This is a genomic window from Paucibacter sp. DJ2R-2, assembly GCF_025717675.1.
Classification (GTDB): Bacteria; Pseudomonadota; Gammaproteobacteria; order Burkholderiales; family Burkholderiaceae_C; genus Paucibacter_A.
Genome location: NZ_JAJIRT010000008.1, coordinates 244,396 through 271,046, shown reverse-complemented (window position 1 = coordinate 271,046; position 26,651 = coordinate 244,396). Strand labels below are relative to the sequence as shown.

At 66.6% G+C, this 26,651-nt stretch carries 23 protein-coding genes; 12 read left to right on the top strand and 11 right to left on the bottom strand.

The window, feature by feature from the left end:
- The 4 genes from LNV28_RS18800 to LNV28_RS18785 form a co-directional block, all read right to left on the bottom strand.
- Positions 1-931, bottom strand: a 931-nt coding sequence (locus LNV28_RS18800; RefSeq protein ID WP_263519182.1) for a hypothetical protein, incomplete at its 3' end; no start/stop codon positions are given.
- A gap of 485 nt (positions 932-1,416) precedes the next feature.
- The gene (locus tag LNV28_RS18795; RefSeq protein WP_263519183.1) at positions 1,417-2,082 is read right to left on the bottom strand and encodes a PEP-CTERM sorting domain-containing protein; all 666 of its coding nucleotides are present in this window, start codon (positions 2,080-2,082) and stop codon (positions 1,417-1,419) included.
- An 86-nt stretch (positions 2,083-2,168) separates the two neighbouring features.
- Positions 2,169-4,688 carry a M9 family metallopeptidase gene (locus tag LNV28_RS18790; protein WP_263519184.1) on the bottom strand — a complete coding sequence of 840 codons (2,520 nt, stop codon included), beginning with the start codon at positions 4,686-4,688 and terminating at the stop codon, positions 2,169-2,171.
- Between the two features lie 401 nt (positions 4,689-5,089).
- Positions 5,090-5,608: a DUF1993 domain-containing protein gene (locus LNV28_RS18785; protein WP_263519185.1), complete on the bottom strand. Its 519-nt coding sequence runs from the start codon at positions 5,606-5,608 to the stop codon at positions 5,090-5,092.
- Positions 5,609-5,762: 154 nt separating this feature from the next.
- On the opposite strand from LNV28_RS18785, the gene clpB reads away from it, so the two are divergent.
- Entirely contained in the window at positions 5,763-8,369 is a 2,607-nt protein-coding gene (clpB, locus tag LNV28_RS18780) for an ATP-dependent chaperone ClpB (RefSeq protein WP_263519186.1), read from the top strand.
- Between the two features lie 239 nt (positions 8,370-8,608).
- Here the strand turns inward: clpB and LNV28_RS18775 are convergent, their stop codons facing one another.
- Both LNV28_RS18775 and LNV28_RS18770 read right to left on the bottom strand, forming a co-directional pair.
- Positions 8,609-9,631, bottom strand: a complete 1,023-nt coding sequence (locus tag LNV28_RS18775) for a DUF2804 domain-containing protein (RefSeq protein WP_263519187.1) — start codon at positions 9,629-9,631, stop codon at positions 8,609-8,611.
- Positions 9,628-10,638 carry an AraC family transcriptional regulator gene (locus LNV28_RS18770; RefSeq protein ID WP_263519188.1) on the bottom strand — a complete coding sequence of 337 codons (1,011 nt, stop codon included), beginning with the start codon at positions 10,636-10,638 and terminating at the stop codon, positions 9,628-9,630. The genes LNV28_RS18775 and LNV28_RS18770 overlap by 4 nt, the downstream gene beginning before the upstream one ends.
- Positions 10,639-10,839: 201 nt before the next feature.
- On the opposite strand from LNV28_RS18770, the gene LNV28_RS18765 reads away from it, so the two are divergent.
- The 3 genes from LNV28_RS18765 (at position 10,840) to modA (ending at position 14,215) form a co-directional block, all read left to right on the top strand.
- Entirely contained in the window at positions 10,840-11,742 is a 903-nt protein-coding gene (locus LNV28_RS18765) for a sterol desaturase family protein (protein ID WP_263519189.1), read from the top strand.
- A gap of 73 nt (positions 11,743-11,815) precedes the next feature.
- Complete coding sequence (gene nadB, locus LNV28_RS18760) at positions 11,816-13,459, top strand: L-aspartate oxidase (protein ID WP_263519190.1); 1,644 nt, start codon at positions 11,816-11,818, stop codon at positions 13,457-13,459.
- Positions 13,460-13,462: 3 nt separating this feature from the next.
- Positions 13,463-14,215: a molybdate ABC transporter substrate-binding protein gene (gene modA, locus LNV28_RS18755; protein WP_263519191.1), complete on the top strand. Its 753-nt coding sequence runs from the start codon at positions 13,463-13,465 to the stop codon at positions 14,213-14,215.
- Between the two features lie 20 nt (positions 14,216-14,235).
- Here modA and LNV28_RS18750 read toward each other — a convergent pair whose 3' ends face one another.
- Together LNV28_RS18750 and nadA are read right to left on the bottom strand one after the other, a co-directional pair.
- Positions 14,236-14,526: a late competence development ComFB family protein gene (locus LNV28_RS18750; protein ID WP_263519192.1), complete on the bottom strand. Its 291-nt coding sequence runs from the start codon at positions 14,524-14,526 to the stop codon at positions 14,236-14,238.
- 118 nt (positions 14,527-14,644) lie between these two features.
- A complete protein-coding gene (gene nadA / locus LNV28_RS18745; RefSeq protein WP_263519193.1) occupies positions 14,645-15,751 on the bottom strand; it encodes a quinolinate synthase NadA in 1,107 nt (368 codons plus the stop codon).
- Positions 15,752-15,813: 62 nt separating this feature from the next.
- Between nadA and LNV28_RS18740 the strand changes: the two genes are divergently transcribed.
- Positions 15,814-16,593, top strand: a complete 780-nt coding sequence (locus LNV28_RS18740) for a substrate-binding periplasmic protein (RefSeq protein WP_263519194.1) — start codon at positions 15,814-15,816, stop codon at positions 16,591-16,593.
- 27 nt (positions 16,594-16,620) lie between these two features.
- Here the strand turns inward: LNV28_RS18740 and LNV28_RS18735 are convergent, their stop codons facing one another.
- On the bottom strand, positions 16,621-17,463 hold the full coding sequence (locus LNV28_RS18735) for an AraC family transcriptional regulator (protein ID WP_263519195.1): 843 nt from the start codon (positions 17,461-17,463) through the stop codon (positions 16,621-16,623).
- 69 nt (positions 17,464-17,532) lie between these two features.
- Between LNV28_RS18735 and LNV28_RS18730 the strand changes: the two genes are divergently transcribed.
- The 6 genes from LNV28_RS18730 to rraA all read left to right on the top strand — a co-directional run bounded on the left by LNV28_RS18730 (position 17,533) and on the right by rraA (position 22,652).
- Positions 17,533-18,804, top strand: a complete 1,272-nt coding sequence (locus tag LNV28_RS18730; RefSeq protein WP_263519196.1) for an MFS transporter — start codon at positions 17,533-17,535, stop codon at positions 18,802-18,804.
- Between the two features lie 96 nt (positions 18,805-18,900).
- Complete coding sequence (locus LNV28_RS18725; protein WP_411969993.1) at positions 18,901-20,742, top strand: thiamine pyrophosphate-binding protein; 1,842 nt, start codon at positions 18,901-18,903, stop codon at positions 20,740-20,742.
- 215 nt (positions 20,743-20,957) lie between these two features.
- Complete coding sequence (locus LNV28_RS18720; protein WP_263519198.1) at positions 20,958-21,446, top strand: DoxX family protein; 489 nt, start codon at positions 20,958-20,960, stop codon at positions 21,444-21,446.
- Positions 21,447-21,454: 8 nt separating this feature from the next.
- The gene (locus LNV28_RS18715) at positions 21,455-21,913 is read left to right on the top strand and encodes a DoxX family protein (RefSeq protein ID WP_263519200.1); all 459 of its coding nucleotides are present in this window, start codon (positions 21,455-21,457) and stop codon (positions 21,911-21,913) included.
- Complete coding sequence (locus LNV28_RS18710; protein WP_263519202.1) at positions 21,900-22,121, top strand: RNA-binding S4 domain-containing protein; 222 nt, start codon at positions 21,900-21,902, stop codon at positions 22,119-22,121. Before LNV28_RS18715 ends, LNV28_RS18710 begins: the two co-directional genes overlap by 14 nt.
- 33 nt (positions 22,122-22,154) lie before the next feature.
- A complete protein-coding gene (gene rraA, locus LNV28_RS18705) occupies positions 22,155-22,652 on the top strand; it encodes a ribonuclease E activity regulator RraA (protein WP_263519203.1) in 498 nt (165 codons plus the stop codon).
- A gap of 4 nt (positions 22,653-22,656) precedes the next feature.
- Here the strand turns inward: rraA and LNV28_RS18700 are convergent, their stop codons facing one another.
- Both LNV28_RS18700 and LNV28_RS18695 read right to left on the bottom strand, forming a co-directional pair.
- Entirely contained in the window at positions 22,657-23,352 is a 696-nt protein-coding gene (locus LNV28_RS18700) for a LytR/AlgR family response regulator transcription factor (protein WP_263519205.1), read from the bottom strand.
- Positions 23,352-25,070, bottom strand: a complete 1,719-nt coding sequence (locus LNV28_RS18695) for a histidine kinase (protein ID WP_263519206.1) — start codon at positions 25,068-25,070, stop codon at positions 23,352-23,354. Before LNV28_RS18695 ends, LNV28_RS18700 begins: the two co-directional genes overlap by 1 nt.
- Positions 25,071-25,281: 211 nt before the next feature.
- Here LNV28_RS18695 and LNV28_RS18690 point away from each other — a divergent pair, with 211 nt between their 5' ends.
- Positions 25,282-26,649, top strand: coding sequence for an alpha/beta hydrolase (locus LNV28_RS18690; protein ID WP_263519207.1), 1,368 nt, complete (start codon positions 25,282-25,284; stop codon positions 26,647-26,649).
- Positions 26,650-26,651: the final 2 nt, after the last annotated feature.

Sequence of the window (26,651 nt, the reverse complement as noted above, 5' to 3'; positions counted from 1 at the left end):
CGAAGAGGGAGCCGGAGACGAAGGTCAGGGCGCCGCTGGTGAGCAAGCCGCTGCCGCCGCGGTTGCCGCCGGCCAGGCCGAGGCTGGCCACGCCGTGGCTGCCCTCGTTGTAGAAGCTGCCGTAGTCCAGTTGCAGGGCGCCGTTGATGGTGGCGGCCGCGGTGAGGGTGAGGTTGCCGCCGCTCTGGCGCAGCAGGCCGGCGTTGCTGATGCTGCCGGAGATGGTGGAGTTGCCGCCGTTGTAGTCGAGCAGGGCGTCGCTGGCGATCTGGATCTGGCCGGTGGAGGTGGAGGCCGAGCGCATGACCAGATTGCCGGCGTTGACCTTGAGCGTGCCGCTGTTGTTGAAGCCATAGGCGTTGGTGGTGCCCAGGCCGTTGCGTTCGTAGCTGCCGGCGTTGTTGAAGCTACCGTTGCCGTAGTAGGCCAGAGAGCGGCTGCCGGAGGGGCTCAGCGCACCTGCGTCGACGAAGCTGGTGCCGGTAGCGACGTTGATGCGGGCATCGGTGCTGGTGGAGATGGTGCCGTTGCCGGCGGACCAGGTGGCGCCACCGTTGAGGTTGAGGGTGTGGGTGGCATCGACGGTTTGGTTGTTGGTGCCGGTGAAGCTGGCGGCGCCGGTGATGGTGGTGGTGCCGGGGCCGAAGAGGGAGCCGGAGACGAAGGTCAGGGCGCCGCTGGTGAGCAAGCCGCTGCCGCCGCGGTTGCCGCCGGCCAGGACCAGCCGACCCAGCAAGCGCTCGTTGTCCAAAACAGCGCTCCCAGTGTTGAGGGTCGCCGTGTCCCCCGAGCCCGGCAGACCCAGCAAGGACCACTTACTCGTATCGAGCCAATTGCCCGTTCCGCCCAGCCAGACGTAGTCCAGCGCGTGAGCCGGGGCGGCGCTGCCCAAGGCCAGCAAGGAGGCCAGGAGCACGGGGCTCAAGCGCATGGGCATCGGCTTCTTCGATGGATTGTGAGATGGAATGCGTGCTTCGATTCTCATGATGATCCCTGTGGTGAAGGCAGTGCGGATGGGCGTCGGCGTGGAGTGGCAGTAGAAGGTGGAGCGCCGACCCCTCAGAGACGGTCGAGCCGCAGCCTCGTCAGGGCCGGACGAACTTCAAGTTAGGGGTGAGAAGCAGTAGGGTGTCAGCGCTCCCGCGCTGGAGGGCCGAGGCGGCCGCTATTCAGCGCTGCCCGGGGAAATGGGGCAGCGGTAGTGAGGCAAGCCGTCAAAGTCTTGCTGGCCCAGTGCCATAAAGGCTCGGCGTATCAGCGTGTCGGAGCGGCTCAGGTGAAAGGAGAAGCTGGGCAGGCACGAAGTGCGTCAGCGACTCGCTGGCGGGCAGTTCCAGCAGCCGCGCCTCGATCAGCCGGCCGGATGTGAGCTCGGCTTGAGCTGCTTCCAGCATCGGGCCCGGCTGCCTGAGTTCATCACTTCATGGACTTGCGCATGCTCAGCGCAGGCAGCAAGAGCAGGCCAGCCAGCAGCAGCGCAACGCTGCTGGGTTCGGGCACCGCAGCGGCCAGGCCCAGCTGGAAGTTCTCCACAGTGGGGAAAACGGCCAAACTGCTGCTGGACACCGAGATGTCCAGGCTCAGCAGGCTGCTGCTGCTGCTGACGAAACCCAGAAAGCTGATGCTAGAGGGGCCGCTCAGGTCCAGCTCTTGCGTCGTGCTGCCCTGGGCATCGGTCAAGGTGAGGGTCAGGCGGGCTGCCGGCCAGGCTTCGCCGCTGTAAGTGGTCGCCAAGAAATTGCCACCGATGGCGCGCAGCGAGCCCGCAAAGCTGTCAAACAGCAGATGGGCACCGACGCGGTTGCTTGACAGCCACACCGCGCCGTTCTCGCCGGCCGTGGGGTAGAACTGGTTTTCCAGTCCGTCCAAGGCACTGACGCGGTAGCTGTGTGCGCCGGCTTGGCGCAGCAGCGGGCCGTCCAGCGCTTCGTCGGCGCTCAGGTCTTGAAAGCGGTCGATGCCCAGTGAGCCGCTGGCGGCCTGAAAGGCAGTTTGCGAGGTGAAAACCTGCACATCGGCTTGCGCGGCCAGGCTGCTCAAGACGGTGGTGGCCAGGGCGGTGATCAGGGTGTGAAGTTTCATGGTGGGCTGTGTTTTTCTTCAATGTCGGAGAGTTGAGAGACGCCCGCCTCCTCAGACCAAGAGAGGCCGTAGAGGCGGCGCTGGCTTCAAGGGGCTGACGGGCTCTCGCTGACCGAGCTCTCAGAGATCTCGGCCTCAGTCTGGCTATTGGGACGGGCGCTGCCGGCGGGGAAGGGCAGCTCGCTGAACATGCCGCGCAGGGTCGCAGTGGCAAAGCCGCTGCGTGGCACCACGGTCACATAGCTCCAGCCACCTGGGCCAGTCGGCAGCTGAATGCTGACTTTGTCGCCGTGGCTGCTGGCCATCACGTCATAGCTGCTCGGGCTGGCCCAGCCGGAAGCGCGGGCGTAGATGTCGGCGTTGCCGCTGACTTGGCTCAGGGTGAACAGCGTTTGTGGCCAGCTGCTGGCGGAGATGTAGAACTGCATCGTCGCGCCGGGAACCAGGGTCTTGGCGCAGCCATTGGCCAGGCGGCTGGCAGCGCCCAACTTGCATTCCCCCAGGGCTGCCGGGGTGAGCAAGGGCAGGGTGCCCGGGCGCAAGCTCTGGCAGCGCGGCGAATCGATCTTGCCGCCACCCACGCATTCGCTCAGCCACTGCGAGAAGTCGCCGTCCAGGCTGTTGCCGATCTGGCTGATCTGCTGGCTGTAGGCCGCGTAGTCGCCGTCGCGCATCAGGGGCAAGAAGCTGCGGTCTTTTTCGGGCTGGCGCTCCAGCAGATAGCGCACCGCCAGATAGCCCCAGTTGTAGACCCGCGTTTGGCCGCTGCTGTAGGTGTTCTTCAGCACCGTGCTCAGGGCCTCAGGCGCGGTTTGGGCGCGCGAGGTGGCATCGGCATCGTAGGCGCGGCGATAGCTGTAGGACACGTACTCGGCCAGGCCCTCGATCCACCAGACGGACGAGTTCGCGATGCCGCCAGCGCCCAGTTCCAGCGGATAGTCCCAGAAGGCGCCGCGCAGGTTGTAGCGTCCATCGAGGTAATGGGTGAACTCGTGGTTCAGGTTCCAGATCTCGAAGTCAGACAACCAATCGGCGCGGTAGGCCAGGAAGCGCGCCTGATTGGCCGGGTCGGCCGGGTCGCCTTCCAGGTACATGCCGCCGTTGTTGGTGTTGTTGCCAAACAGATAACCCGAGAAGCGGTTGTACTGGTCGTAGTTGTTGAACACCACCACTTCCAAGCGGCTGTTGTGGTCGTCCGGCACCGGCTGTTCGGCTTGCGTGCCCATCAGGGTATGGAAGTAGCCGGTCTGCTGGCTGATGCTGCTGCAGCTGCTGTCCAATTGCGCCGGCGTCATCGCCTGGGCGCGAATCACATACTGGCTGCCGCAGGCATAGCGAATCGGCAGCTTCAGCTGCGCAATCGTGTCGTAGCCATTGCAGGTTCCGTAGACGCTGCAGTGCTCGGCGTCGTACTGGTCCACCATGGCGGCGGCGCGCATCCAGACCTCAATCGTGCTGTCTTGGTTGACCGGGAAGTTCGCCACTTGGCTCACGCCCAGCGAACGCACCTGCTCTTGCATCGCCGCGTATTGCACGAAGCGAATCATCTCGCCCATGGCATTGGCCAGGTGGTAGCCCTCGGTGCTGCCGGCCAGCGAGCGATTGCGCGTCAGAAAGTCGTTCAGCGTTTGGGCGTAGTCGAGCTTGGCGCCAGCGGAGGCCCGGTAGTCGGCCTGGTACTCGCCGTAATACAGCACGTTCATCGCGCCCAAGATGGCGTCGTTGGTCCAGTAGCCGATCTTGGTGGTGGCAGGCTGCACCTGGTTCAGCCAGCGCTGGGCCACCGGCGCATAGGACTTGGCCCAGCCTGCTGGTACTGTCTTGAAGAACTCGCTGACGAAGTAGGCGTTGTCCTCGGTCTGGTCCATGAAGCGCGGGGCCGCGCTCAGTTGCAGCAAGGCCGAGAGCGCCGCATTCATCATGCTGCGGCTGCCGGCGGGAATCCCCTTGGACGGGTCCCCGTAGGTGGACATATAACTCCAATACCCGGCGGTGCGCAGATAGGACAGCAGATTCATCGCCTTGTTGCTGTCATTGCCGGGGTATTGCGCGGCGCGGGCCTTCAGCGCCTTCGAGACATGGATGATGTTGGCGTCGGAGAACACCGCGCGGTAGTCTGCTGCGCTGCCGTAGTAGAGCTGGTACATGCAGTTGCGCAGGTCCGCAGCGTCGATGAAATTGATCAAGGCCGCGCCGCTCTTGCCCACAAAGTCCTGGCCGGTGCAGGAGGCACCGGCGGTCGCCGTCTTGAGATTGTTCAAGCCGCTGTCGTTCAAGCGCGGGTTTTGCACCAGCAATGCGGCTCGCGCCCACGCAGGGCGTTCGCTGAAAGGCAGCTCGGCCTGTTCCTCGCCCAGGCGCTGCTTGTACTGCACGAGCTCGTCGGTGCGGCGCGGCGGCAATTGGGCCGGGTGCAGGCCGACTTTGGCAGCGTGTTCGCCCGGGCGCACATGGCCCGGGTCATTGGGCAGCAGGCTCTGGCGTAGCAACTCGGTCCGGGCCAGTGATTGCTCGGCGTTGAGTTTGCTGGGTGGGCGATGTTCCTCGGTTCGGCCGGCATGTGCCGCGCCGCTGAGCGCGGCCATCAGCGCAATGGGGATCGCCAAGCTTGGGCCTAGGCGCCGCGAGTCGGCTGCTTTGCCACCTGCGCCGCATGGCCGGCGACGCGACTGCGCTTGACGAAGAAAGCGGCTCCAGGCCGCAAGAGCGTGCGATGACATCGATCCATCCTTCCTAGCTCGGCGCGAGCAACAGGCCCCGCCATGGCTGCGCATTAGAAGATGTTTTTTGAATGAATACTAGAAATATATTTGTGAAATATGGAAACTACCGATGGGGTTTCCAAGTACAGCAGAAGGCCCATTGAATGGGCTCCATGTGCGGGCCGGGTGCTCTTTTCGTGCGAACAGGTGCTGCCTGACACTGCGACCCAAGGGCCCTGTCATATGGCTCCGGTGCGGTTTGCCAGTGCCCAGCTTTTGGCGTCAAGAGCAGGGCGCTGGCGCCCTCAGCGGTAGCGATGCAGGCCGTCGAAATCCTGCTTGCCCAGGGGCACGCCCAGCTGTCGCAGCAGGGCGTAGGTGCATGTCAGATGAAAGAAGAAGTTGGGCAGAGCGAGGTGCTGCAGGAACTCGGTGGCGGGCAGTTGCAGCTGGGCTTGGCCGGCGTCGCTGCTGATCTGGCGCAGTTCGGCCTCGCGGAAAGACTCAGCGACGAGACTGTCGAGATAGCTCAGCCTTTCCTGCAGCAGCGCTTGCAGGCCAGCCAAGCCGGGGTCGGGCGTACCCAAGGGCGGCACGGCTTGGCCCTGCAAGGGCGCACAGGCCCGCAGCACAAAGCCAGCGGCGATCTCGACCTGCAGGCGCAGGGGCAACATGTCCGGCGCCAAGCGCGCTTCCAGCAGCTGCGCCTCGCTCAGCCGGCCGGCTGTGAGCTCCGCTTGAGCTGCATCAAGCATGAGACCCAGCTGCCTGAGGTAGCGTTGAAAAACGGGCACGCTGGCGGTGTAGAGCAGGGGCGGGTTCATGGCAGCTCGGGCTTGTCTTAGGAGCAGCGTGGGTGCGGCGCGCCATTGTGCCGGTCCTCTGGAGCTGTCCCCCTAGAAGCCTGGGTCGCAAGCCCCGCTGTCTTGAAAGCCGCGTCATCGACCTCAGCTGTCCCTGCAACGGAGGATTCACACCATGCGAGCAGACAAGTTCACCACCCGTTTCCAAGAAGCCCTGGGCGAGGCCCAGAGTTTGGCTGTCACCCGCGACAACCCGTATATGGAGCCGGCCCATGTGCTGAGTGCCATGTTGGCGCAGGAAGACGGCCCCAAAGCCTTGCTGGAGCGTTCCGGCGTCAAGGTACCGGCGCTCAAGACCGCGCTCGACAGCATCATCGCCGGCCTGCCCCAGGTGCAGGGCGAAGGCCAGCAGGTCAGCGCCGGGCGCGACCTGGTGGCCTTGCTGCAGGCGGCCGAGAAAGAGGCCTCCAAGCGCGGTGACCATTTCATCGCCAGCGAGATGTTCTTGCTCGCCCTGGCCGATGCCAAAACCGATCTGGCCGGCATCGCGCGTGGCCATGGCCTCAGCCGCAAATCGCTGGAAGCCGCCATCGAGGCGGTGCGCGGCGGCCAGAAGGTCGACAGCCAGGAGTCCGAGGGCAACCGTGAAGCGCTCAAGAAGTACACGCTCGATCTGACCGAGCGTGCCCGCGAAGGCAAGCTGGACCCGGTGATCGGCCGCGATGACGAGATCCGTCGCGCCATCCAAGTGCTGCAACGCCGCAGCAAGAACAACCCGGTCTTGATCGGCGAGCCGGGCGTTGGCAAGACCGCCATCGTCGAAGGCCTGGCCCAGCGCATCGTCAACGGCGAGGTGCCCGATTCCCTGAAGAACAAGCGCGTTCTGGTTCTGGACATGGCCTTGCTGCTGGCCGGCGCCAAGTACCGTGGAGATTTCGAGGAACGTTTGAAGTCGGTGCTCAAGGAAGTGGCCCAGGACGAAGGCCAGACGATTCTCTTCATCGACGAGATCCACACCATGGTCGGCGCGGGCAAGGCCGAGGGCGCCATCGACGCCGGCAATATGCTCAAGCCGGCCCTGGCCCGCGGCGAGCTGCACTGCATCGGCGCGACCACGCTGGACGAATACCGCAAGTATGTGGAGAAGGACGCCGCCCTGGAGCGCCGCTTCCAGAAGGTGCTGGTCGATGAGCCGACGGTGGAAGCCACCATCGCCATCTTGCGCGGTCTGCAGGAAAAGTACGAGGTCCACCATGGCGTGGAGATCACCGACCCGGCCATCATTGCCGCGGCGGAACTGAGCCACCGCTACATCACCGACCGCTTCCTGCCCGACAAGGCCATCGACCTGATCGACGAGGCCGCGGCCAAGATCAAGATCGAGATCGACTCCAAGCCCGAGGTGATGGACAAGCTCGATCGCCGCATGATCCAGCTCAAGATCGAGCGCGAGGCCGTGCGCCGCGAAAAGGACGAGGGCTCGATCAAGCGCTTCGAGCTGATCGAGGAAGAGCTGCTCAAGCTGCAGCGCGAGTACAACGACCTGGAAGAGATCTGGACCGCCGAGAAGGCGCAGGCCCAGGGCAGCGCCCACGTCAAGGAAGAGATCGACCGCATCAAGCAGCAGATCGAAGAGCTCAAGCGCAAGGGCGATTTCAACAAGGTCGCCGAGCTGCAATATGGCCGTCTGCCCGAGCTGGAAAAGGGCCTGAAGGAGGCCCAGGCCAAGGAGTCCGGCAAGGCCAAATCAGGCAAGGAGGGCACGGCGCGCCCGCAGCTGCTGCGCACCATGGTTGGCGCCGAGGAGATCGCCGAGGTGGTGGCCCGTGCCACCGGCATTCCGGTCTCCAAGCTGATGCAGGGCGAACGCGACAAGCTCTTGCAGATGGAAGCGAAACTGCACCAACGCGTGGTCGGCCAGGATGAGGCCATCACCGCGGTGGCCGACGCCATCCGCCGCTCGCGCGCAGGCCTGTCGGACCCGAACCGCCCCTTGGGCAGCTTCCTCTTCCTGGGCCCCACCGGCGTGGGCAAGACCGAGCTGTGCAAGGCTCTGGCCGGCTTCCTGTTTGACAGCGAAGAGCACCTGATCCGCATGGACATGAGCGAGTTCATGGAGAAGCATTCGGTGTCGCGCCTGATAGGCGCGCCTCCGGGCTATGTGGGCTATGACGAAGGCGGCTACCTGACCGAGGCGGTGCGTCGCAAGCCCTACAGCGTGCTGCTGCTGGACGAGGTCGAGAAGGCCCACCCCGATGTCTTCAATGTGCTCTTGCAGGTGCTGGACGACGGGCGCCTGACTGATGGCCAGGGCCGTACCGTGGACTTCAAGAACACCGTGATCGTGATGACCAGTAACTTGGGATCTCAGCAGATCATGGGTCTGGCTGGCGAGTCCAGCGAGGTGATTCGTGAGGCCGTCTGGGGCGAGGTCAAGGCGCATTTCCGCCCCGAGTTCCTCAACCGCATCGACGAGACCGTGGTCTTCCATGCCCTGGACGAGAAGAACATCGCCTCCATCGCCAAGATCCAGCTGCAGATCCTGGAGCAGCGTCTGGAAAAGCTGGAGATGAAGATCGACGTCAGCGCTGCCGCCCTGGCGGAGCTGGCTAAGGTCGGCTTCGACCCGGTGTTTGGCGCCCGCCCGCTCAAGCGGGCCATCCAGCAGCGCATCGAGAACCCGCTGTCCAAGCTCATCCTGCAAGGCCGCTTTGGCCCCAAGGATGTGATCCCGGTCGATGTGCTGGACGGCGAGTTCCAGTTCGGGCGCGTGGTGCATTGAGTGGAGGGCGGCCCCTCTCGATTTGCGAGGGGCTGCTAACGGGCGCGTAGCGGTCGTTCGCTGAGGCTTCAGTTCGAACGCAGAGTGCGCGGAGGACCGCAGAGGTCGCAGAGAACAGCGCTGGATTTCTAGTCTCAGTGTCCTCTGCGGTCCTCTGCGAGCTCTGCGTGCTGAAATTTCTTCGCGAACGACGCTTCAGTGCCGTTCTATGTCATCCCGGCTGACTCTCGTGAGACTGCTCACCACATCGACCGATGGTCCTCGGTCACGCCCAGCAAGTGATCCACCGGATGCCGGGGCGCGTCCGGTGCAGCACGCACCCAGCCCTTGAATGTGCCGACCGGCTGCACATAGTGGCTGGCGGCAAAGCCAAGGTTGCGGGCATCCTGGCGCGCGCCTTCGGGTTGGAATTGCAAGTCCAGCAGCCCGTCGTCTGTGCTCACATGCCAGGGCTGCAGCGGCTGGGCCGCATCAAAGGCGAAGCGTGCCGCGCCGAGCGGAATGAGCTTGCCATCAAGCCAGAGCGCGTTCTCCTGGCCTCCGAAATAGCCCTGCTGCAGATTGAAGCCCAGACCCGGGCCATGGGCACTGGCCCAGCGCCAGGCGGTGTGGCGAGCGAGCAGGCCGTTGGAGGCGTCGAGCGCGCCCCAGGCTTGACCCAGGTCCAGGTCTTCGTGGCCGGCAGCGCCGCGCAGCCGGGCCTGGCCGCGCAAGGGCAGGGCGCTGGTTTTTTGCGTGGCATGGGCGACGCCGCCGGCGATGGGGCCGATGGCAAGCAGGGGCGGCGCCATGGCCGCCAGGTCCAGTTCGGCCTCGATCTGCAGCTGCGGCGTGTCCACCTGAACCTGCATGCGCTGACCATCCCTGCTGCTCAAGGCGAGCCGCGCGCGCATGCCGCGAAACCAGGTGGAGCTGCCTGCTGCAAACGGGTCGTCGGACACCTGCGCCTGCAAGCCCGGCAGGCCGTCTTGGCTCCAGTCCACCCGCATGGACCGCTCGCGCCGGTCGAACAGATAGGCAAAAGCAGTGCAGGTCCAGCCCACATCGACGATGGCCAGGCCGATGAACAGCCGCTCATCACCGAGGCCCAGGTAGAGCCAGCGCTTGTGATGCAGGCGCCGCCACAGCCAGCTGCGCGTGTGCGGGGCTTGCAATCCGCGCCAGTCGAAGCCGGCTTCGAGCCGGCCGGCAAAACGGCCGTTGGCAGGCTCGCCGTTCAGCACCAGGCGGGCCGGCGGCTTGGGCAAGTGTTCGAGTTTCACGAGCTGTGCACCTTCAAGTTCTGTGCGCGCCGCCATTCCTGCGGCGTCTGCCCCGTCCACTGCCGGAAGGCGCGGCTCAGGGCGCTGTGCTCGGAGTAGCCCAGCAGGCCGGCCACCTCGCTGAGCTCCAGCTCGGGGTCGCGCAAATAGGCTTCCGCCAGCTGCTGGCGGGTTTGGTCCAGCAGGGTTTGGAAGCTGCTGCCTTGCTCGCTCAGGCGGCGTTGCAAGCTGCGCGGGCTCAGGTGCAGAGCTTGGGCCAGATCGGCCAGAGCGGTGCGGCCGGAGCGGATCAGACCGATCAAGGTGTGGCGCCACAAGGCCACCGGCTCACTGAGCGCCGTGCCCAGCTCGCGCAGCAGGCGTTCGGCCTGCTCGTCCAAGAGGGCCAGCAAAGCGCTGTCGGAGGCACGCAAGGGCAGGGCCAGGTCTTCGTGGGCCAGGGTCAGGCTTGTGAGTGGCTGGGCGAAGCGAACCGGGCCGCCAAAGAAAGCCTCGTAGGGTTTCACATCGGCTGGCCGGGGGTTAACGAAATCCACAGCCAGTGCGCGCAGCGGCCGTCCGCTCAAATCGCGCGTCAGCTGCATCAGGGCGGCCAGGGCGGTTTCGTCCACCAGCGCACCGGGCCGGCCGCGCTCCACGCCCCAGACGATGCGCAGGCCTTCCGGCCGCAGCTCGACCTGAGCCTGGTTGACGTCGTAGACCGAGCGGTGGTGGCGCTCCAGGCGCTGCAAGGCTTGGGCCAGGGTGCCGCAGGCCAGGGCGGCATAGCCGATCACGCCGAAATGTCGCGGACTGATGCCCCGGCCCAAGCGCAGGCCGAAGGTGGCCGGCGGGCCGGGATCCAGGGTTTGCGCCTGTTGAAGCAATGCTTGCCAACGCTTCAGCGCGACGAAATGCTCGCCCGCAGCCGGGCCTGGGCCCAGCAGGGCGGGGGCGTCAAGCCCGAGCGCGGCGACATGCTCGTAGAGCAGCTGCGCATAGCTGGCGGCAACGCGGGCTTCGGTCATGGGCGAGGTGATGAGCGGAAACTCATGGGAAAACAGGCCGCGATGATGCCCGAGCAGCGCTACGCTGCGGTCGGGACAAACGCCAGGGCGACCCGGTTTTGGCGTGATCCGTCAAGCGATTGGCCCGCTGCGTCAAGCAGCAGCGCGCGCGGCGGCGCATCATGGCGGCTGCCGCGGCTTTTTCCCTTTTGCGCACCCACCATGGACGCCCTGATCGACTTCTTCCAGCAGCTCTACCTGCGCCACGGCGACTGGCGCGACCTGACCCTGCTGCTGCTCTCGCCCCTCTTCATGGTCTTCATCGCCCTGGAGGCCTGGCGCCTGCGCCAGCGCCGTGTCTACCGCTGGCGCGACACCCTGGACAGCATGAACAGCGGCGGCAGCTATTTGTTCGTTGATCTGGTCTTGCTGGCCGTCTGGGTCTTGCCGGCCATGGGCTGGATCTACCAGCACCGGCTGTTCACCGTCGAAGTGACGCCGTTGAACTTCATTGGCCTGTTTCTGGCGGTGGAGTTCTTGTATTACTGGTTCCACCGTGCCAGCCATCGCATCCGTTGGTTCTGGTGCGCCCATGTGGTGCATCACGGCTCGGAGCAGATGAACTTCACCACGGCGCTGCGGCAGAGCTGGTTCTACCCCATCGCCGGCAATTGGTTGTTCTACACACCCATGGTCTGGTTGGGCTTCGAGCCGCGCTGGGTCTTGTTCGCGCTCTCGCTCAATCTGGGCTACCAGTTCTTTGTTCACACCCAGTGGGTCGACCGCATGCCGGCCTGGTTCGAGTGGGTGTTCAACACCCCCTCGCACCACCGTGCCCACCATGGCCGCAACGCGGTCTACATCGACCGCAACTTCGGCGGCATGCTGATCGTGTTCGACCGGCTCTTCGGTACTTTTGTGCCCGAAGAGGAACCGGTGGACTACGGCCTGCAGCACCCGGTCGAGACCCACAATCTGTTCTGGCTCAATGCCCACGAATGGGCGGCCATGTTCGCGGACATGCGCCGGGAACGCAGCCTGTGGCTGGCGCTCAAGCATCTGTGGGCACCGCCGGAATGGCAGCGCCACGGGGACAAGGCGGGCTCGGCCGGCGGCCCGTGCTGATCTCCGTAGAATGGCGCTTCTTTTGCATGACGCCCGCGTGACAAAACGCGGCGGCGTTTGAGGCTCCCCATCCATGACAGGCATTCCCGCAGGCACGAGCGCCGAATCTGCATCCACCCAGCCGGTGGTGATCGTCGGGGCCGGTCTGGCCGGCCTGACCACAGCGCTCCATTTGGCCGACCGCGTGCCCGTGGTCGTGCTGGCCAAGCGCCAGCTGGGCGAGGGCGCCACTGCCTGGGCGCAAGGCGGCATCGTCGGCGTGCTGGGCAGCGATGACAGCATCGACTCTCATGTGCGCGACACCCAGGACGCTGGCGCCGGCCTGGTGGATGAAGACACGGCCCGCTTCATCGCCGAGCGCAGCGCCAAAGCCGTCGAGTGGCTGGTCAACCAGGGCGTGCCTTTCACCGCAGACGAGGAAGGCCCGCTGGGCCTGCACCTCACGCGCGAAGGCGGCCATGCCGTGCGCCGCATCGCCCACGCGGCGGACGCCACCGGCAAGGCCATTCACGAGCAGCTGCTGGCCGCCGCCCAGGCTCACCCCAACATCGACCTGCGCGAACGCTGGATGGCGCTGGACCTGATCACCTCACGCCATGTGCAGCGCGAGGAAGAGCCGCGCTGCTACGGCATCTACGCGCTCAATATCGACACCCAGCGCGTCGAGGCCCTGGCCGCGCGCGCCGTGGTGCTGGCCACCGGCGGCGCCGGCAAGGTGTACCGCTACACCACCAACCCCGATACCTCCACCGGCGACGGCATCGCCATGGCCTGGCGCGCCGGCTGTCGGGTGGCGAATATGGAGTTCATCCAGTTCCACCCGACCTGCCTCTACCACCCACAAGAACGCAGCTTCCTGATCACGGAAGCGCTGCGCGGCGAGGGCGGCCATCTGGTGCTGCCCGACCATGTCGGCGGTGGCCGCTTCATGGCCGCGCATGACGAGCGCATGGAGTTGGCACCGCGCGACATCGTCGCCCGCGCGATTGACTTCGAGATGAAAAAGCATGGCGTCGACCATGTCTGGCTGGATGCCACCCATCTGGGCGAGGCTTTCCTGAAGGAACATTTCCCCACCGTGCATGCGCGCTGCCTGGCCCTGGGCATCGACATCGCGCGGCAGAAGATCCCGGTCGTGCCGGCCGTGCATTTCACCTGCGGCGGCGCCGTCACCGACTTGCAGGCTTGCTGCGATCTGCCCGGTCTATACGCCGTGGGCGAAACCGCTTACACCGGCTTGCACGGCGCCAACCGCCTGGCCAGCAACTCGCTTCTGGAATGCGTGGTGCTGGGCCAGACCTGCGCCGAGCACATCCTTGGCCTGCCCGATCTGCCGCCCGCGCCCCTGCCGGCCTGGGACGAGAGCCAGGTCGAAGATGCCGACGAGCAGGTCGTGATCGCCCACAACTGGGACGAGATCCGCCTGCTGATGTGGAACTACGTCGGCATCGTGCGCACCACCAAACGCCTGGAGCGGGCCCTGCACCGCATCCATCTGCTGCGCGCTGAGATTGACGATTACTACGCTAATTTCCGGGTCACCCGCGACCTGCTGGAGCTGCGCAATCTGGTCGACTGCGCCGAGCTGATCGTGCGCTCGGCGCTCTTGCGCCATGAGAGCCGCGGCCTGCACTACAGCCGCGACTACCCGCGCACCTTGCCGGTCAGCTTCCCGACCGTGCTGGTGGCCGAGCGCGGCCTGCGCACCAAGCGCTGAGTGATGTCCGTGGCGCGGAGCCTGGCGGCGTTTGCCGTGTTCACCGCCCTGCTGGGTGCGGCACGGGCGGCGGATCTGACCGTATCGGCGGCTTCCAGCCTCAGCAATGCCTTCAGGGAGCTTGCTCCCGCCTTCGAGGCCCAGAACCCTGGCACCCGCCTGCTGTTCAACTTCGCCGCGTCGGACACGCTGCTGGCCCAGATCGCCAAGGGCGCGCCGGTCGATGTATTCGCCGCGGCCGACCAGGAGACCATGGATCGTGCCGAGGCCCAAAAGCTCTTGCAGCCCGGCAGCCGGCGCAACTTCGCCGGCAATGACTTGGTGCTGGTGACGCCGCTTGAGGGAGGGCAGGCCGTATCCGGCCTGGCTGATCTGGAGAAACCAAGCTTCAAGCGCATCGCCCTGGGTCGGCCGGAAGGCGTGCCGGCAGGGCGTTATGCCAAGAGCGCGCTTGAGGTGGCCAAGCTGTGGCCTGTGGTGGAGCCCAAGGCCATTTATGCCATCAATGTGCGCCAAGCCCTGGACTATGCGGCGCGTGGCGAAGTGGACGCAGGGTTTGTCTACGCCACCGATGCCCTGGCGCAAAAGGACAAGGTCAAGATCGTGCTGCTGGTGCCCACCGCGACGCCGATCCGCTATCCGGTCGCAGCCGTGAGCGGCGGCAGCAAGGCTGCCGAAGCGCGCAAGTTCATTGACTATCTGCTGTCACCGGCCGGCCAGACGGTGCTGGCCCGACACGGATTTCGCAAGCCTTAGCCCGGGCTGGCGTGAAAAGCTCAGCCCTGCTGACGCAGCGCGGTGCGTGCCTGCACGAAGTTGAAGGCGTAGTCCACCGACTCTTCGATGGCGGTGTCGATCTCGCGGCGTTCGTGTTCGGTCAGGTAGAAGAGGAAGTCCACCGCATGGCGGATGTAGCGCGGCGGCAGGCGGTTCAGGGCCACGCAGGCCACGTCGCAGAGCAGGTCGCTGTCGGCCTGGATGGCCGGGTACTGCGGTGCCAGCGCCATCACGGCGGACAGCACCTCGCGTTCATGGTGGTTGTAGAGCGAGCTGAAATCTTGACTCATGGTGCTGGGGTCTCCATGTATCGCCAGCAAGGCGGGTTGATCCTTGCAACGATAGCCGCTTTTCGCCCGGCTGCGCGGCGGAAATGGCAGCCTGCCGCCGCCATTTTCCAAGCCCGCGTCAGGCGGCGCCGATGCCCGGCACCAGGCTGCCGGCTTGGCGGGCCTTGAGTGCCGCGGTGAAGGCCAGCATGCGGTCGATGCAGCCCAGGGCCTTGACGCGGATCGGCTCATCGATGTGGATCTCGCCCAGGCCTTGCTCCAGGCAGTCGACCAGGTTTTGCAGGCCATTCATGGCCATCCAGGGGCAGTGGGCGCAGCTCTTGCAGGTGGCGCTGTTGCCAGCTGTGGGCGCTTCGATCAGTGTCTTGCCCGGCGCCAGCTGGCGCATGCGGTGCAGGATGCCGTTGTCGGTCGCGACGATGTACTCCTGCGCCTTGCCTTCGACCACCGCCTTGATCAGGGCCGAGGTTGAGCCCACCACATCGGCCTTGTCGACCACGCTCTTGGGCGACTCAGGGTGCACCAGCACCATGGCACCGGGGTGCTGCTCGCGCAGCAGCTCCAGCTCCAGGCCCTTGAACTCGTCGTGGACGATGCAGGCGCCGTTCCACATCAGCATGTCGGCGCCGGTCTGTTCCTGGATGTAGCGGCCCAGGTGGCGGTCCGGTGCCCAGAGGATTTTCTGGCCCTTGGCATGCAGATCGGCCACGATCTCGAGCGCGCAGGAACTGGTCACCATCCAGTCTGCGCGCGCCTTCACAGCCGCGCTGGTGTTGGCATAGACCACGACCTGGCGGTCCGGGTGAGCGTCGCAAAACGCGGCGAATTCATCGGCCGGGCAGCCCAGGTCCAGCGAGCAGGTGGCGTCCAGGTCGGGCATGAGCACGCGCTTCTCGGGGCTCAGGATTTTGGCGCTTTCGCCCATGAAGCGAACACCGGCCACGACCAGGGTTTGGGCCTCGTGGTCGCGGCCGAAGCGGGCCATTTCCAGGGAGTCGGAGACGATGCCCCCGGTTTCCAGGGCCAGGTCTTGCAGATCCCCATCGACGTAGTAGTGGGCCACCAGCACGGCCTTGTGCTGGCGCAGCAGCTCGGCGGCGCGGGCTTTCAGTGTCTGTCTTTGGCTGGGGTTCAGCGGCGAGGGCACCTTGGCCCAGGCGTGGGCGGTGCAGCTGTCGCCCTGGGCGTCCTGGCGGGTGTAGTCGAATAAAACCTGAGTGTTCATGGCGGAAATGGTAGCTCAGGCGCCTGGGCCGGGCGGCGGCAGGGGGCTTGTACACTGAAAACATGCCCGGTCCCTACAAGGTCTTGCCCGCGTGCCTGTCCGTCGTGCTCGGTGTCGCCCTGAGTCTGGCGCCCTCGATGGGTGCCGCGCTGCCGACAGAGAGCCCGCCGGCCTTGCGCATGGGGGTCAGCCAATCCTGGGCCATGCCGTTTGCGCGTTATGCCAACGGGCAGTTGCAAGGCGGCATCCTGTTTGATTTTGGCCAGGAGCTGGCAGCGCGCCTCGATGTGCCGCTGCGTGCGCGCGTCATTCCTCCCAAGCGGGTGGAAGCCATGCTGGCTTCCGGTGAGGTGGATCTGCACTGCCTGGTCAGCCCCAAATGGTTGCAGCAAGAGCTGCCCGCCAGCCGCTGGACCGAGCCCGTTTTGCGCATGGACGACGTGCTGCTTGCCCGGCCGGACTTTGAGGGCAATGAGCTGGATCTGGACCGCGTTCAGGGCGCCTCGGTGGGCCTGGTTGTCAGCTATCTCTACCCGGCCCTGGACGAGGCCCTGAACAGCGGCCGCCTGCGCCGCGAGGACGCGCCCGCGCAAGCCCATGTGTTCGAAAAGATGCTGCGTGGCCGCAGCGATTTTGGGGTCAGCAACCGCTTGATCGCCGACTGGTTCAACAAGCAGCAGCCCGCAGCGCAGCGGATCAAGACCCTGCAGACCCTGGCCACCTTGGACACCTCCTGTGCCCTGGCGCCCCGGCCCCAGCAGGACCCGGCGCGCATCAAGGCGGCGCTCAGGCAGCTGATCCGAGACGGTGCGATCGAGAAGATCTTGCAACGCTATCGCTGAGTCGCCACGAGTTCATGCGGGGCCGGTTCAGGCCTCGGCAAAGAACTTGCTCGGCGGCATGCCCACCGTGCGCGTCACCATGGCGCTGAAGGCGCTGGCGCTGGCATAGCCGAGCTCGGCGGCGATCAGGCTCATGGGCCGCTTGCGGGCGGCCAGGCTCAGGGCTTGGGCCAGCAGAACCTGTTGGCGCCACTGCGCATAGCTGCTGCCCAGCTGTTCGCGGAACAGGCGTGAGATGGTGCGCTCGCTGGCCCCGACCTCGGCGGCCCAGTCGGCCAAAGCCGTGTGGCGCTGCGGCGCTTGCAGGATGGCCTCGCAGAGTCGCCGCAGGCGTGTGTCCTGAGGCAGGTCCACGCCCAGACGCAAGGGCTTGGCCCGGCTTAGTTCATCCAGCACCAGGCTGGCGATCCAGTGCTCGCGCTGCGCCTCGACCGCCGGGGCGTTTGGCTGCGCCTCGCTGCTTATGGCCAGCTGCAGCACCAGCTCGCGCAGCAGCGGTGTCACCTCCAGCACCCGAGCCTGGCTCCAGGCCAGTGGGTCTGGCGCGGGCGGTTCCGCGTGCAGATACAGCGTGCGCAAGTCGGCGCGTTCGACGGCGGTGACTGCGTGCTCGCGCAGCGGCGGAATCCAGCAGGCGCGTGAGGGCGGCAGCAAGAAGGTGGCATCGGGCGTGTTCACCCGCACGACGCCGCTGATGGAGAACACCAGCTGGCCCCAGTCGTGCTGATGGGCGTGGATGTCCATCCAGTTTTCCATCTGCCGCGCCTTGGCCCGCACCGGGCGCGCAGCGCTGGGTGCGTAGCGCAGCGGGTCCAGCGGCGGCAGGCTGGTGCGGCCCGGCGGCCGGCTTTTCTTGAGGGGAGGGCTCATGGCGGAAATTCAATACTCTTTGGCGAACTATCGTAACTCGGCCGCAGCCGGGCCGCCTACATTGAGGTCATGAACTCTTCCGCAGTCCTTTCCTCCTCCTCCGCATCCGGCCCGGCCTTGAGCCCGGACGAGCAAGCCGCCGCGCAAAAGAAGCGCGACATCGCCACCATCAGCCTCATCGGCCTGGCGCATGGCACCTCGCATTTCTTCCACATGCTGTTGCCGCCGCTGTTCCCGGTCTTCATCCGGGACTTTGGTCTCAGTTATTCCCAGCTGGGCCTCTTGGTCACCACCTTTTTCGTGATTTCTGGCATCGGCCAGGCTTTGGCTGGCTTCCTCGTCGACCGCCGCGGTGCCCGGCCGATTTTGTTCGCGGCCCTCGCTTGCTTCGTGGCAGCTTCGGCCGCGGCCGGCCTGGCCCAGGGCTTTGGCGGCCTGATGCTGGCGGCGGCCCTGGCCGGACTGGGCAACTCGCCTTTTCATCCGGTGGACTTCACCATCCTCAACAAGCGGGTCTCGCCGGCGCGGCTGGGCCATGCGTTTTCGGTGCACGGCATCTCGGGCAATATCGGTTGGGGTCTGGCGCCGCTGTTCGCCTTGGGGCTGAGCAGCTGGAGCGGCAACTGGCGCTACGCCTACCTGGGCACGGCTCTGCTGGGCCTGATGGTGATCGCCGTGCTGGCCTGGCAGCGCGCGGCGATCGACGATGCCCACGGCAGCTGGGCCCACGAGAAAGCCGGCGCGGCCACCTTGGCGCCCGAACATCCGCTGGCCTTCTTGCGCCTTCCTTCGGTCTGGCTGTGCTTCTCGTTCTTTCTGTTCACCACCGCCTCGCTGAGCGCCATCCAGAGCTTTGCCAGCCCGGCCCTGGCCAGCCTTTACGTCCTGCCCTTGGCGACCACGGCTTTTGTGGTCACCGGCTATATGTTCTGCGGCGCCATCGGCATGGTGATCGGCGGCTTCTGGGTGGCCAAGGGCAAATCCCTTGAGCGCAATATCGCCATCGCCTTGAGCATTGCAGCGGCCCTGCTGATCTTGGCCGCCAGTGGCTGGCTGGCGCCGGCGCTTGCCGCCCTCATCGTTGCCCTGGCCGGCTTCGGCACCGGCCTGGCCGGCCCCTCGCGTGACATGTTGATCAAGCGCGCCGCGCCTCCGGGCGCCACGGGCCGGGTCTATGGCACGGTGTACTCGGGCCTGGACATCGGCTTCGCCGCTGCGGCACCTGTCTTCGGCGCGCTGCTCGATGGCGGCCATGCCGGTGCCGTGTTTGGCGGTGCGGCCCTGTCTTTGCTGATGGCGATGTCGGCGGCTGCCTTGGTGCGGCGGGTGCGCGGCGCTTGACCCAGCGCAAGCCCGGGCGATCTTCATCGCGACGCCTTGGCAATGGCGGGTAAGTCCAGAGTCAGACCTCGCCCGGCCGCGCTTAAAGTCGGGCGCATGAACAGCAGCCCCAGCCTCAATCCCACTCCGTCGCCCGCCGCGGCTTCAGCACGCATGGCCGGCCACCTGCTGGTCGAAGCCTTGATCGCCCAAGGCGTGACGGAGGTCTTCGGCGTACCCGGTGAGTCCTATTTGGCCGTGCTCGATGGCTTCCATGAGCACCGCGAACAAGGCATACGCTTCATCGCCTGCCGGCAGGAGGGGGGCGCCGCCTTCATGGCCGAGGCGCAAGGCAAGCTGAGCGGCCGACCCGGCATCTGTTTTGTCACCCGTGGCCCCGGCGCCACCAATGCCAGCATCGGCTTGCACACCGCCTTTCAGGACAGCACGCCGATGATTCTCTTCATCGGCCAGGTGGCCAGCGACCAGCGCGACCGCGAGGCCTTTCAGGAGCTGGACTACCGCCAGATGTTTGGCCCCGGCACGCTGGGCTTTGCAAAATGGGTGGGCGAGGTGCAGGACGCCGACCGCCTGCCCGAGTATGTGGCGCGCGCCTTCCACACCGCTTTGCAGGGCCGCCCCGGCCCGGTGGTGCTGGTGCTGCCCGAGGACATGTTGACCGAGTTCACGACGGCGCCGGTGCTGCCGCGTGTGCAGGCGGCGCAGAGTTATCCCAGCCCCGCCGCCCTGGCCGAGCTGCGCGAGCGCCTGCTGGCCGCGCAACGCCCGCTGGTGATTGCCGGCGGCGGCGGCTGGACGGCCGAGAGCTGCGCCGCGCTGCAAGAGTTCGCAGAGAGCTGGCAGCTGCCGGTCGGCTGCGCCTTCCGTTTTCAGGACCTGTTCGACAACCGTCACCCGCTCTACGCCGGCGATGTTGGCATCGCCATCAACCCCAAGCTGGCCCAGCGCATCAAGGACGCCGACCTGATCATCGCCGTGGGCCCGCGCCTGGGTGAGATGACCACCGGTGGCTACAGCCTGCTGCAGGCCCCGCGCCCGGCTCAGACTCTGGTGCACATCCACGCCGGCGCTGAGGAGCTCGGCCGGGTCTACGCGGCCGACCAGATGATCAACGCCAGCATGAGCTGCGCCGCCCAGGCCCTGGCCGCCTTGCCGGCGCCCGAGGCGCTCGCTTGGAGCGCTTGGGCCCAGCAAGCGAACGTCGATTACGAAGGCAATCTGCAGCCGCAGGCCGTCAGCCCCCTGGACATGGCCGAGGTCGTCAAGACCCTGGGCCGGCGCCTGCCCGAGGGCACGGTGTTCACCAACGGCGCGGGCAATTACAGCGGCTGGCTGCACCGCTTCCACCGCTACACGGGTTTGCAGCGTTATGGCCGCAGCCAGCTGGCACCGACCAGCGGTGCCATGGGCTATGGCTTGCCGGCGGCGGTGGCCGCCAGCCTGCTTCAACAGTCACCACGCCCCCAAGCCGATGCAGGGCATCGCCTGCCCCCCGAGGGGGCGCCTCGGGCTTGGGGCGGCCCGGCGCCCGAGGACCGCTGGGTCGTCAACATCGCCGGCGATGGCGACTTTCTGATGAACGGCCAGGAGCTGGCCACGGCCACCGGCTATGGCGCCCGCCGCCTGATCTGTGTGGTGGTCGACAACGGCACCTACGGCACGATCCGCATGCACCAGGAGCGCGAGTACCCGGGCCGGGTCTCGGGCAGCGATCTCTACAACCCTGACTTTGCCGCCCTGGCCCTGGCCTATGGCTGGCGCTCAGCGCGGGTGGAGCGGACGGAGGATTTCGAGCCGGCACTGCAGGCCGCCATGGCGGCCGAAGGCCAGCCGACCCTGATCCATCTGCGCCTGTCCAGCGATGTCTCGACCAGCCGCAGCACGCTGAGCGCGATTCGCGAGGCCGCCGAGCAGCGCTTGCGACAGGCAGAAGCTTGAGCGAAGTCTCACCGGAGGCTTGCTGAGACCGCCTGCGTCACCGTCGTTCAAGGCAAGGAAACAGCGTTTGATCGCAACATGCCCAGGATGAGGCTAGGCAGGCGGTGCTGCAGGACCTATCGTGCCGGCGCTGTCTTGCTCCACGCTGAGCTTGAGCAGCTGTCCGGGTCTGTGCCTGGGCACGGGCCACGCATGAATCCTGCTGCGAGACTTTCATGAAAAAGCTACTGGGTGATTTTCCGTTTGTCACGGTGGAGACGGCGTTGATGCTGTTCCGTCTGGCCCTGGCCGCTGTCTTCGTCGGTCACGCGGGCATGCGGCTCTATCTGCAACATGATCTCGCCCAAAGTGCAGAGAGCCTGGCCATTCGGGGCGTGCCTTTCAGCATGGCCCTGGCTTGGCTTGTCACGGTGTTTGAGCTCTTGGGTGGGGTCCTGCTTGTTCTGAATCGGTACACCCGCTGGATCGCCCTGGGTTTCTTTTTGATCAGCGTGGCGACCATGGCGCTGGTGCAGGTGCATGCTGGTTGGTGGGTGGCGGAATACGGCGATGGAGGCATGGAGTTCAGCGCTGTTGTCTGTGCCATGTGCCTGTTCCTCGCGGCCGTGGATCGAGCGCAGCAAGAGCAAAGGCAGCCAGGGGAAACAGGTCTGCTGGTGCGGGTGCCGCAGCTCGGCTTGCCAACCCTGCCGAGGCGCGGATGAGGTCCGACATGAAGAAACTATGTGCCGCGTTTCCGTTTCTCAGCGTCCCTCAGGCCTATTTCGTCCTGCGTTTGGCCTTGGCTCTGTTCTTCATGATCCATGCCGGAGCGCGCTTTACCGAGGCCAACTATTTCAGGGGGCTGGGGGCCGGCTTGTCGGAGTTCGGCATGCCGTTTGCCTATCAGCTGGGTCTGGCCGCCACCACCATCGAACTGCTGGGCGGAAGCTTGCTGATCTTCAACCGCTTCGCCAAATGGGTGGCATTGGGCTTGTTCTGCATCAGTGCCACGGGCATTGTTTTCATCCACCTGCGTCTGGGCTGGTTCGTCGGTGAATTCGGCAATGGCGGCGCCGAGTTCAGTGTTGCCTTGTGCGCGATCTGCCTCGTGGTGGCCGCATTTGACCGGGAGGCGCAAAAGCGCAAGGCCTTGGGCCCGCAGGCGACAATAGGGCATGAACCATCTTGATTTTGAATTGCGCGGCGAGTTCATCGAACTGGACAAGCTGCTGAAGGCCACCGGCTTGGTGGAGAGCGGCGGCCGTGCCCGCGTGGTCATCAGCGAGGGCCATGTGCAGGTGGACGGGCGCGAGGAACTGCGAAAGACCGCCAAGATCCGCGCCGGCCAAGTCGTGCAGTACCAGGATGCCCGCATCAAGGTGCTGCCGCCGGTCTGAGGCCGCCGTTTTCAGGGGAGCAAGCGTCACGCCATGGAATTCTCGACCTGCGATTTTTGCGATGCCTTCAAGTCCGACGAGTCCGGGCGCCTGCGCGTGCTGCCTGGGGTCTACCGCAGCTACGGTGCGCTGTCCCGCTTTGCCGGCCCCATGCGCACGGTCAAGTGTTTCGAGGACAACAGCCGCGTCAAGGAAGCCGTGGAAAGCCCGGGCCATGGCCAGGTGCTTGTGGTGGACGGCGCCGGCTCCCTGCGCCGTGCCTTGTTGGGTGGCAATCTGGCGGCGGCTGCCGCGGCCAACGGTTGGGCCGGCCTGCTGATTCACGGCTGCGTGCGCGACCTGGCCGAGCTGGCTGCCACGCCGCTGGGCATCCTGGCCCTTGGCCATGTGCCCATGCCGACCGACCGCAAGGGTCAGGGCCAGAGCGAGCTGGTCCTGCATCTGCATGGCCTGCCGCTGCGTCCCGGTGAGTGGCTGTACGCCGATGCCGACGGTGTGGTGATCTCTGAGCAGGCTCTGCACGGCCGTTGAACGCTCACAGCAGCCGCGCTCGCAGCGCCTCGACCTGGGTGCGGCCGACCGGCAGCTCGCTGCCATCGCTCAGCTCCAGCGTGTAGCGGCTGCCGCTGGCCACATGCAGGCGGCGTGCCTGCTTCAGATTGACGATCCAGGAGCGGTGGCAGCGCAGGAATTCGCCGGGCAGCAGGGCGGCCAGTCGTTCCAGTGATTTCGCATGCAGCTCGACGCGGCCGTCGATCAGGCGCAGCTCGCTGGCCTCACCGTCGGCGCGGAAGCACAGCACCTCGCTCAGCTCGACCAGGGCCACGCCGCGCGCGCGCCAGACCGCCAGCTGACGCAGGCTGCGGCGTGCGCCCTCGGCCTGGCCCAGCAGGCGCTGCAGCGCCTGCTGCAAGCGTTCGCGGCTGAAGGGCTTGGGCACGAAGTCCAGCACGCCCAGCTCGAAGGCCTGCAGCGCCCGCTCCGCATGGGCGGACACCACCACGGTGTGGAAAGCGCCGGCCACGGCCTGGCGAAGCAGATGAAAGCCGTCTTCGCCGGCCAGATTGAGGTCCAGCAGCAGGCCGTCGCAGCCGCCCGTGCGCAAGCGTTCCTGTGCTTCGCCCAGCTCGGCCACGGCCTGGCAGTGCACGCCCGGCCCGGCCAGTTCGCCGCACAGGCGCAGCAGTCGCTGACGCACCAGGGGTTCGTCTTCAACGATCAGCAGGCGCATCAGGGCTGCCCTCCGGCGTTCTGGGGCAGGACCAGCAGGCTGCACCAATGGCCTTGGCCGTCGGGTCCGTCGCTGAATTGCCAGCGCCCAGGGAAGGCTGTGGCCAGGCTGGTTTCGATGAAGTGGCGCCCGGCGCCGCTGGGCTTGTTGCTCTTGCGACCCGGACCTTGCGGCGCCCGGAAGCGCAGCTCGGTGGCGTCGCCCTGGGGCTCAATCTGCAGCAGAAAGGCGGGCTGGCCGTGCAGTTCACCGCCATGGGTCAGTGCATTCTCGACCAGGGTGTGCAGCAGGCCCGGCGGCAGCATGATGCCGGTCGCCTGGCCTTCGACCTCCAGCGCGATGTCATGCCCGCGCAGCAGGGCCAGGATGCGCAGATGTGCGCGGCAAAGCTCCAGCTCCTGCTCCAGCGTGATCAGCGGCGCATCGCCGAGCTGGCGCAGCTGGCTGAACTCCTCGGCCAGCAGGTCCACCATGCGGCTGGCGCGAGCGGGCTCGGTTTCGATCAGCTCCTGCAGCGAGGTCAGGGTGTTCATCAGCCAGTGCGGCTGCATGCTGTTGCGCAGCAGCCGGGTCTGCAGCTCGGCCCGCTGTGCTTCGCTGCGGGCGGCCTGTTCGCCCAGGCGCAGCAGGCCGCGCGCATGGCCGAGCAGCAAGAGGCTCATCAGCAGGGTCAGTGCCAGAAAGTAAAAACCATCAAGAAAGGCCCCCGGCCAGATCAGGGCCAGGGCCAGGCTGCACAGCACGGTGGCCAGCAGTGGCCAGGCCATGCCGGGCTCCTGTGCCCGGCCGCGCCAGCACATCAGGGCGGCCGTCAACAGGCCCAGCACATGGGCGAAATAGCCTGCAATGTCGTAGCTGTAGCCCGGGCCGGCCCAGGCCAGCAGCAAGAAGGACAGGCCAGCCACCGGCACCCAGCGGCGGGCCGGCCCGAGCAATTGCCAGCGAGCCGCCAGGGCCAGGGGCAGCAGCCAGGCGGCCAAGCCGGTCAGCCCCAGGATCAGACCCAGTCGCAAAGGGTGCCAGGGATAGGCATAGCCCAGCAATGGCCGCCAGGCCTCGGCCAGCGGCAGCAAGAGGCCGACCAGGCCCAGGGCCAGCAGCAGGCGCTGCTCGCTGCGCCGCCCGGTCTGCTGTCTGGCATGGTGGGCCGCGAGCAGGAAATAGCCCCAGGCCAGGGCCAGGCAACCGAAGGCTGCTGCGGCGACCAGCCAGGGTGCATAGCGTGCGGTGGCCTGGGTCTGTAAGTTGGCAATGCGCAGCTCCGCCTCTCCCGAACGAATGGCCAGCGGCGAGTGGCTGGAGGCCCGCACGTGCAGTTGGTGCCGGCCCGCTCTCTGCGGCGGCAAGGGCACCCAGTGGTCCACGCGGCCGGGCTGCTCCTCGGCCTGATTGAGGCCGACGCGGCCATTGCCGGCCAATGCCTGCCCGTCCCAGCTCAGCTCGCTGGCGGCGCGCAGGAGCAGGCCCAGCACCAGGGGCTGCCGAGCTGCCTGTTCGTCCAGATCGATGTCAAAGCGCAGCTCGTAGGGGCCGGCCCATTGCGCCAGCAGGCGGCGGTCCAGTTTTTGCCATGGTCGCTCGGGCTGGCTGAGTTCTCGCATCTGAGCGGGCTGGATCTGCACCCCGGTCAGTTGACCCTGCGCGGCGCCGAGCTGCCAGAGCGCGCACAAGAGCAAGAGGGCCAGCACGGCCAAGATCGAACGCAGCAAGAGTGTCATGGCCGGCATGGTAGCGAGGCTCCGGCACTTGGCGGAGCCGTTCAGCGGTCTGCTGGAGCAGTTCAGCAGGCCGCGGCGCGGCGCGGGTCGCCGCCGCGAGCACAGTGAGGCTTCCAGTTCAACTGATGGAGTGAGTGAGGCCACCATGGGATCCATAACTTTTTATTGCAGCGGTTTTCTGATCGCGACTTTGCTTGCTTGTGGCTCAGCCATGGCGGCGCCCGCAGCCGGTGACTTGAGCTACGAGCCTTTTGCCTTGCCCGTGCGCGGCCAGGCGCCGGTGGCGGCCGAGCTGGGCACGCTGACCGTGCCGGTCCGCCATGCTCAGCCGGCCGGCGCCACGCTGAGCTTGCGCTTTGTGCGGCTGAAGGCTGTGCAGCCGGTGGCCGGGCTGGCGCCGGTGGTGTACCTGGCCGGCGGGCCCGGCGGTTCCGGCATTGGCTCGGCCCTGGGTGCTCGTTGGCCGTTGTTCGACCGTGTCCGCCAGCAGCAGGATTTGATCCTGCTGGACCAGCGCGGCGCCGGCCGTTCCGGCGCGGCACCGAACTGCCCGCATGTGCTGGAGCTGCCCAGCCAGGACCTGCAGGACCATGCCCGCCAGCTGGCGGCCAGCCAGGCACATGCCCGCCGCTGCATGGTGTTCTGGCGCCAGCAGGGTTGGGATCCGAATGCGTTCAACACCGAGGAGAACGCCGCCGATCTGGCCCTGCTGCGGCGCGCCCTGGGCGTGCCCAGGCTCAGCCTCTGGGGCATGAGCTATGGCACGCATCTGGCGTTTGCCGCGCTGCGCACCCAAGGGCAGACCCTGGAGCGTGTGATCCTGATGGGCAGTGAGGGCCCGAACGACACGCTCAAGCTGCCGCTGGACGCCGACCGGCTGATCAGCCAGATCGCCGCCCAGCGGCAGCGGCCTGACCTGCCGGCATTGATGGCCGCGGTGATCGCCGGCTTGGCCGCCAAGCCGGCGCTGCTGCAGGCGCCGGGGCTGGAGGGCGGCAAGGACAGCAGCCTTAGGGTCGGCGCCTTCGATCTCCAACTGGCCACCGTCCTCTGGCTGGCCCGGCGCGACAGCGCGCTGCAGTTGCCCGAGCTCTACGACGCGCTGGCGGCTGGCAAGTGGGACGCTTTGGCCACCCTGGTGCGCGACATCCGCCGCTACGGCGGCGAGCAGCGCCTGATGCCGGTGGCCATGGATGTGGCTTCGGGCGCCTCGCCGCTGCGCCTGCGCCAGATTGCCGCGGAAGAAGGGCGCAGCCTGCTCGGGCCGGCACTGAATTTTCCCTTTCCGCAGATCGGCGAGGGCCTGGGCATCGAGGATCTGGGCGAGGCCTTCCGCGCCTTCCCCGCCAGCGCCGTGCCGACCCTGTTCGTCAGCGGCGAGTTGGACGGCCGCACCCCGCTGCACAACGCCGAGCGCTTGCAGCGCGGCTTTCGCCACAGCCGCCATCTGGTGATCGAAGGCGCCGGCCATGACGACGATCTGTGGCTGGCCAGCCCGGTGCTGGCCGAGCACATGGCCGACTTTCTGGCGGGGCGGGAGGTGAGCACGGCCTGGCTGCCGCGCGGGTCTGGCAAGTAGGG

Bases quoted from the DNA above. Each gene is read 5' to 3' on its own strand.
- LNV28_RS18795 (WP_263519183.1), bottom strand. From the start codon at position 2,082: ATGAAACTTCACACCCTGATCACCGCCCTGGCCACCACCGTCTTGAGC.
- LNV28_RS18785 (WP_263519185.1), bottom strand. From the start codon at position 5,608: ATGAACCCGCCCCTGCTCTACACCGCCAGCGTGCCCGTTTTTCAACGC.
- clpB (WP_263519186.1), top strand. From the start codon at position 5,763: ATGCGAGCAGACAAGTTCACCACCCGTTTCCAAGAAGCCCTGGGCGAG.
- LNV28_RS18770 (WP_263519188.1), bottom strand. From the start codon at position 10,638: ATGACCGAAGCCCGCGTTGCCGCCAGCTATGCGCAGCTGCTCTACGAG.
- LNV28_RS18765 (WP_263519189.1), top strand. From the start codon at position 10,840: ATGGACGCCCTGATCGACTTCTTCCAGCAGCTCTACCTGCGCCACGGC.
- nadB (WP_263519190.1), top strand. From the start codon at position 11,816: ATGACAGGCATTCCCGCAGGCACGAGCGCCGAATCTGCATCCACCCAG.
- modA (WP_263519191.1), top strand. From the start codon at position 13,463: ATGTCCGTGGCGCGGAGCCTGGCGGCGTTTGCCGTGTTCACCGCCCTG.
- LNV28_RS18750 (WP_263519192.1), bottom strand. From the start codon at position 14,526: ATGAGTCAAGATTTCAGCTCGCTCTACAACCACCATGAACGCGAGGTG.
- nadA (WP_263519193.1), bottom strand. From the start codon at position 15,751: ATGAACACTCAGGTTTTATTCGACTACACCCGCCAGGACGCCCAGGGC.
- LNV28_RS18740 (WP_263519194.1), top strand. From the start codon at position 15,814: ATGCCCGGTCCCTACAAGGTCTTGCCCGCGTGCCTGTCCGTCGTGCTC.
- LNV28_RS18735 (WP_263519195.1), bottom strand. From the start codon at position 17,463: ATGAGCCCTCCCCTCAAGAAAAGCCGGCCGCCGGGCCGCACCAGCCTG.
- LNV28_RS18730 (WP_263519196.1), top strand. From the start codon at position 17,533: ATGAACTCTTCCGCAGTCCTTTCCTCCTCCTCCGCATCCGGCCCGGCC.
- LNV28_RS18725 (WP_411969993.1), top strand. From the start codon at position 18,901: ATGAACAGCAGCCCCAGCCTCAATCCCACTCCGTCGCCCGCCGCGGCT.
- LNV28_RS18720 (WP_263519198.1), top strand. From the start codon at position 20,958: ATGAAAAAGCTACTGGGTGATTTTCCGTTTGTCACGGTGGAGACGGCG.
- LNV28_RS18715 (WP_263519200.1), top strand. From the start codon at position 21,455: ATGAAGAAACTATGTGCCGCGTTTCCGTTTCTCAGCGTCCCTCAGGCC.
- LNV28_RS18710 (WP_263519202.1), top strand. From the start codon at position 21,900: ATGAACCATCTTGATTTTGAATTGCGCGGCGAGTTCATCGAACTGGAC.
- rraA (WP_263519203.1), top strand. From the start codon at position 22,155: ATGGAATTCTCGACCTGCGATTTTTGCGATGCCTTCAAGTCCGACGAG.
- LNV28_RS18700 (WP_263519205.1), bottom strand. From the start codon at position 23,352: ATGCGCCTGCTGATCGTTGAAGACGAACCCCTGGTGCGTCAGCGACTG.
- LNV28_RS18695 (WP_263519206.1), bottom strand. From the start codon at position 25,070: ATGACACTCTTGCTGCGTTCGATCTTGGCCGTGCTGGCCCTCTTGCTC.
- LNV28_RS18690 (WP_263519207.1), top strand. From the start codon at position 25,282: ATGGCGGCGCCCGCAGCCGGTGACTTGAGCTACGAGCCTTTTGCCTTG.